The sequence below is a fragment of the Lachnoclostridium sp. genome (genome assembly GCF_031997925.1).
Taxonomy (GTDB): Bacteria; Bacillota; Clostridia; order Lachnospirales; family Lachnospiraceae; genus Lachnoclostridium.
The window spans coordinates 164,634-170,633 of the sequence record NZ_DAMADT010000006.1 but is presented as its reverse complement, the minus strand read 5'-3'; the positions used below and the strand labels follow the sequence as shown (position 1 = coordinate 170,633).

General features: G+C 34.2%; 7 protein-coding genes. 5 read left to right on the top strand and 2 right to left on the bottom strand.

Translation table 11 applies throughout. From position 1 onward, the window contains the following. Positions 1-43: 43 nt before the first annotated feature. Positions 44-226, bottom strand: coding sequence for a DUF1565 domain-containing protein (locus RTP52_RS20505; protein ID WP_442913523.1), 183 nt, complete (start codon positions 224-226; stop codon positions 44-46). A gap of 278 nt (positions 227-504) precedes the next feature. On the opposite strand from RTP52_RS20505, the gene RTP52_RS06680 reads away from it, so the two are divergent. Continuing rightward, on the top strand, positions 505-1,119 hold the full coding sequence (locus RTP52_RS06680; protein ID WP_331661048.1) for a YeeE/YedE thiosulfate transporter family protein: 615 nt from the start codon (positions 505-507) through the stop codon (positions 1,117-1,119). Further along, a complete protein-coding gene (locus RTP52_RS06675) occupies positions 1,120-1,680 on the top strand; it encodes a YeeE/YedE thiosulfate transporter family protein (RefSeq protein ID WP_312370022.1) in 561 nt (186 codons plus the stop codon). A 283-nt stretch (positions 1,681-1,963) separates the two neighbouring features. Here RTP52_RS06675 and RTP52_RS06670 read toward each other — a convergent pair whose 3' ends face one another. Beyond that, positions 1,964-2,977 (bottom strand): right-handed parallel beta-helix repeat-containing protein, encoded by a 1,014-nt coding sequence (locus RTP52_RS06670; RefSeq protein ID WP_312370021.1) that lies wholly within the window; start codon positions 2,975-2,977, stop codon positions 1,964-1,966. A 417-nt stretch (positions 2,978-3,394) separates the two neighbouring features. Between RTP52_RS06670 and RTP52_RS06665 the strand changes: the two genes are divergently transcribed. From RTP52_RS06665 to RTP52_RS06655, 3 genes are all read left to right on the top strand, one after another. Beyond that, entirely contained in the window at positions 3,395-3,739 is a 345-nt protein-coding gene (locus RTP52_RS06665) for an MmcQ/YjbR family DNA-binding protein (protein WP_312106725.1), read from the top strand. Further along, on the top strand, positions 3,705-4,124 hold the full coding sequence (locus tag RTP52_RS06660) for a ribosomal maturation YjgA family protein (protein ID WP_312370018.1): 420 nt from the start codon (positions 3,705-3,707) through the stop codon (positions 4,122-4,124). The genes RTP52_RS06665 and RTP52_RS06660 overlap by 35 nt, the downstream gene beginning before the upstream one ends. Before the next feature lie 134 nt (positions 4,125-4,258). Further along, the gene (locus RTP52_RS06655; protein WP_312370016.1) at positions 4,259-5,953 is read left to right on the top strand and encodes a flavin monoamine oxidase family protein; all 1,695 of its coding nucleotides are present in this window, start codon (positions 4,259-4,261) and stop codon (positions 5,951-5,953) included. Positions 5,954-6,000: the final 47 nt, after the last annotated feature.

The following is a 6,000-nucleotide window of genomic DNA, read 5'->3' as shown; positions in this document are numbered from 1 at the left end:
AGAAGACGTACCATTACTAGTTAGTTTAAATGTCGTAGAATAACTATAAGTTCCAATTAAGACAAAAAATTGTTGTTCCTGCACTAGCTTTCGATAAAGCTTTTGTAAGGGTTTTAAAAGCTGTTTCCTTAGTAGTGCCATTATTGGAGTCGTTACCTGTAGTTGAAACATAGTAATATGTAGTTGCTGCCCTCGCAGGAACACAGTGAAATAAACCCACAAACATTACAAATTTTTGCCATAATAATACCCCTTTGGTTTTATTTTTTGTCTGTGAATAATAAAAGGTATATGTTTTAGCTTTGACTCAATGTTATCTTTCGTAGAATTTAAAATCGGCCCTCCTTTTTAATTAATATAAATTAATTAGAATTTTATTTGTCATACTAATTTTAACATATTTTGATTTTTCAAGAGCTTGCAGCATTTTAATTTGGCTTTATTAAATCGATGTAACTAAGTTACAGATAAAATAAATCTTAACCTCTATAATAAACTTATCAAATAAAAAGAGGTGTTAAGATGAAATCAAAAAATTGGATAGTGAAGGCACTTGTCTTAGGAACAGTGTTCTTCCTTGCAGCATTAATTGTAAAACCAGTTGGGGTTTCTACACAGTTTTCAGTTCTATCTGGAATAATCCACTCTGCGATTGATCCAGAAGTGATTTCAGAAGATGATACTAGAGAATCAGGATACATTAGCAGCAATGCTTATTATGATAAAAGTGAAGGCAAATTAGCTAAGGATATAAAAAATCCACTTAATTATGATTTTATATTCGTATTAGCAATTCCAATTGGTGCTTTTATTGCTTATTTGGTAACGAAAAAACAAAATAAAAAAGAGTTCGATGATACAATAGATATGATTGAAATACCTGAAATGCCAAAACAAAAGCAGAATCAAGCAAAGCTTTATGTACCAAGTTTTATCGGAGGTTTTTTACTTCTATATGGTGCGCGTATGGCGGATGGATGTACCAGTGGTCATATGATGAGTGGAATGATGCAAGGATCGGTGAGTGGATATATATTTGCAGCAGCTGTGTTTGCAGTAGCAATTCCAACTGCAATTTTTATAGGAATGAGATATAATTTAAAAGGAGGTGCAAAGTAAATGGAGATTATGCTTGCAATTATTTTAGGAGGACTTTTTGGATTTGCTTTGTATCTGGTAGGTGCATCAAACCCTAAAAAGCTATTGTCAATGCTACGTTTACAAGATTTATCATTAATGAAGATCATTGTATTTGGTATTGGATTTTCTAGCGTATTATTATCTATTGCAATTGCTCTAGGAGTATTCAATATTTCACATCTAAGTATCAAATCTACACATCTTGGCGTTGTGGTTGGTGGTTTAATCTTTGGATTAGGTTTTGGCTCCGTAGGGACTTGTCCGGGAACCTGCGTTGCCGCAACCGGTACAAATGGAATTCGTAAAGCGATTGCTGCGGTAATCGGTGGGCTTGTTGGTGCATTTGCTTTTTCAATGACGTATGGGTTCTGGAAAAATACAGGATTATTTAATGCAATGGACTTAGGTAAATTAACACTTTTTAATATTTCAGATAAGTTCCCTTCGATATTTGAAATAGGATATCTTGGACTATTAATTGTAGGAATTTTCTTTATGGTATTTGCATATTTAATTCCATTAAGGGGAAGAAAAAGTTAAGATTATAAAATAATTATAATATGCGTAAATTGGCTACATTGATTCGTGGGGATTACGAATCAATGTAGCCAGTTTTCAAAGCCGCTGCAATTGATCATCATGATCACCTACAGCGGCTTTTCCCCTTAATTATTCACATTTAAAACCCCTGATAATTCCAATAGGACTCTTAAGTACTCTACATTAATATTAAGTATTAATGAGGTGTAAATATAATCCCTTAAAATCAAGCTTCATTCGAATCAAAACCTACTATATTAATCCGATTCATAATAAATTATTTTTACTGATAAAATGAACAGTTTGTAACGGTTGCTCCTACAATTTTATCTTTGCTTGCTCCGCCAGAAGAGATACAACCAGTAAATTTATGCTTTCCAGAAGCTGGTGCTGTTGGGAAATAGAAATTTACGTTGTTTTTTGTACCAGTACAATTTACTAGTGTAATATAACCAGTATTGTTATTTTGGTCAAATCCTCTAGAACGATTTCCTGTGGCAGTACAATTCTCAAGATAATGATTATCTGCTGAGTAATTTCCGCCTACTTTAAAACCATTTCCATTGCCATTCGCTACTCCGTTATAGGATGCTTCACAGTCATATACCTTGACTGCGTTTTTTGCATCATAGAAGTCAAATCCATCGTCGGAATTATTTAATGCTTTACAGGAAGTAAAGACATTTCCGGGTCCGATACCTAATTTTGCTGCAAAACCATCCGCATTCTCACCATTCGTTTTTTTATCGTAATTGTAAGTAGAAGTAACACGAGTAATTGTATTATAAGATCCACCATTACTGATTTGTAAACCAGTATCTCCGCACTTAGTGATAAAACAATCTTGCACTCGGTTACAGTTTCCACTTATGTGAATACCATTATCCTCAGCACCAGTTATCGTTAAACCAGCGATAATCCAATAATTACCTGATATTTGAAAACCTCTTGAACTATCTGCATATTCTTGACTAGAGAAATCAATAACAGGGCTATGTCCGCTATAGTTTAATATTTTTATTGGTTCAGAAGACGTACCATTACTAGTTAGTTTAAATGTCGTAGAATAACTATAAGTTCCATTTAAAACAAAAATTGTTGTTCCTGCACTAGCTTTCGATAAAGCTTTTGTAAGAGTTTTAAAAGCTGTTTCCTTAGTAGTGCCATTATTAGAGTCGCTACCTGTAGTTGAAACATAGTAATATGTAGTTGCTGCCTTTGCAGGAACACAGTGAAATAAACCCACAAACATTACACAAACAATCAATAAACTTACTTTTCTCCATATATTCGCCATAATAATACCCCTTTGTTTTATTATTTGTCTGTGAATAATTAAAGGTATAATGTTTTTAGCTTTGACTCGATGTTATCATTCGTGGAATTTGAAGTCAGCCCTCCTTTTTAATCAATATAAACTAACTAGTATTTTATTTTGTCAAACTGATTTTAACATATTTTGGAAGTGCTTACAAGATAGGAAAAACGCAAAATATGTAAATCACATTACGAGGGTTCACCTAATTGGTTATAGTTTGGCGGGGGTGTTGGCTTTTATATGTTTCATAATAGTGTTATAATTGATAGTAGGTCACATATTATAATGGATAAAGAGGGGAATTCCAAATAATGATTATGAATTATTTTACCAATATCTATTATTTCATAAATATATACTTAAATAATACCAATTAATTGAAAGGTCAGCAAAAAAATGCAACTACGCACTGAAGTAATAACCTACTGCTCCAACCTAAAAGACGTCTACGAAGACTACCCATTCCACGATCCAAACTGGACCGTTATGCGCCATAAGGAAAATAAGAAAGTGTTTGCTTGGATCTATGAAAAGGATGGCTTCATCTGGGTTAATGTAAAATGCAATCCAGAATGGAGAGACTTCTTTCGAGATGCTTTTCCATCCGTAGTTCCAGCATACCATTTAAACAAGGAACACTGGAATTCCATTATTTTAGATGGAAGTGTTCCAGAAGACGATATTAAAAGAATGATTGAGGAAAGCTATGAACTTACAAAAGGACGAAAAAAGAAAATATAGAATAAAATATGCAGTAGCATTTATAGTACTATTAATCCTTGAAGTACTGATTGCATTATATGTACATGATAACTTTATACGTCCATACATAGGAGATGTGTTGGTTGTTATCGTACTTTACACTGCAATACGTGTTATAATTCCTGAAAAATATGCATTACTGGCATTGTATCTATTTGCCTTTGCAGCCGGAGTGGAGTTTTTACAGTATTTTAAATTGGTACAGGTTTTAGGATTACAGAAGAATACTTTCTTTCGAATAATCCTTGGCTCGACTTTTGATTGGAAGGATATTCTATGTTATGGAGTTGGGAGTGCAATATTAGGAGTATATGAATGGATGGTAAGGAATAGATGGAGATCTCAAGTTACCATATCTAAATAATCCTTCCCCACAATGAACTAATATTAAAGACAACTCATTTCCAACATCGCAGTATTCTTACAAAGACTTCCGAATATACTTATACAAATCATAGTTTGGAATCTTATATTCCAAAAGCTGAAGGCGGGATTTGTGTGAGTAATGGAATAGAATTTCAACAACCCAATAATCCAACAGATGAAGAAAGACGTCTGATGATAAGAATTGCCTTAGAAGAGGCAAATCACCCGGAAGATTTTGATAATCTAATAGAACTACTAAGCCCACCAGTTGATATTACAACGATTGTATCACCGGAGAAATGCAAGGGGAAGAGGGTAGGGATAGTAGGCGGTGGTCTTGCTGGGTTAGCTTCTGCTTATGAGCTTAGAAAGCTTGGCTTGGATATTACGATATTTGAAATGCAGGAAAGCCGTATTGGTGGAAGAGTTTATACATACTATTTTGATACTGACAAACAGTTGTATGGGGAATTAGGAGCTATGCGAATTCCTGTCATCCATGAAACTGTATGGCATTATATCAATCTGTTTGGCCTAAATACTAGACCATTTGTCCAAGACAATGAGAATGCATTTATCTATGTAAGGAATAGAAGAGCGAGAAATGATCCCAAAGGGATAGATGTTATGAATAAAATCTATCCCGAATTTCCATTAACACAGATGGAAAGTGAAACATCTTGGCAGGAGTTATTAAATTATGCACTAACTACTTTGCTTTTTAGTTTAACTCCGGAAATTCGAAGAGAAATTTTGGAGATTAGAGAAAATTACTCAGAACAGATTGTATCAATTGATTATTATAACATACGACAAGTGATGGAGATGAGGGGGTTAAGTGAGGGGGCCATGGAGTTATTATCTTGTGTTGCGCCTTTTCTTGGTTCCTTATATTACAATAGTTTTTTTGAAAATCTGCAAGAAACTTATACAGTAGATTCTGCTTTTCGATACGAGATAATAGGAGGAATGGTGCAATTGCCCCTTTCTTTTTATAATTCCTTGGTGTCTAATAAGCCAAATTCTAATTCGGAAGCTTATGGAAATGTTACATGGAATAGTGGGAAAATGGTAACAGGTATCCGTCAGAGTGATTTTAGCGATCAGATTGTAATAGACTACAAAGATGTGAAATCTTTAGAGGCTGATCAACAGATATTTGATTTTGTGATATGCGCGATTCCTTTCTCTAGTCTTCGAAATGTTGATATATTCCCTATGTTTTCTACCAGTAAAATGCAGGCAATCAAGGAAGTCACTTATGTTAGCAATCAAAAGACCTTTTTTAAGTGCCGTAATCGATTTTGGGAAATGGGTAACAGCAATCAGAGAATCTTGGGTGGAGGTTCTTATACGGATTTACCAATTTCAAGTATTTGGTATCCGTCAGATCATGCAGGGCTTAGTGAATCGTATTTTAATGAAAATAAGTTATGGGAGAAACCGGGAGTTTTATTAGCTTCTTATAATCTCACTCAAAATGCTCTGCGATTAGGGAATTTAGATGAAAAGATACGTATTGAAAAGATAAAGAGGCAAGTAGAAGCGGTTCATGGCCTTCCACCAGGATATCTAGATACAATTGTAGAGGATACGAAATCGATTCAATGGGATAATGAACAGGGTTTTTATGGAGGTTTTTGTTACTATTCACCAGAGCAAAAGAGACTTTTCTCCTATGCCATGATTGAACCGGAGTATAATGAAAAAGTTTATTTTGCTGGGGAACATACTTCTTCTACTCATGGATGGCAGCAAGGAGCCTTACAAAGTGGAATGAAAGCTGCAAATGCTATTGCAGAATATTGTAATGTGACATTTCCATAAAATTTATTGAAAACCCCTTAGACACAGAAATGATAGAAAAGCAAAAA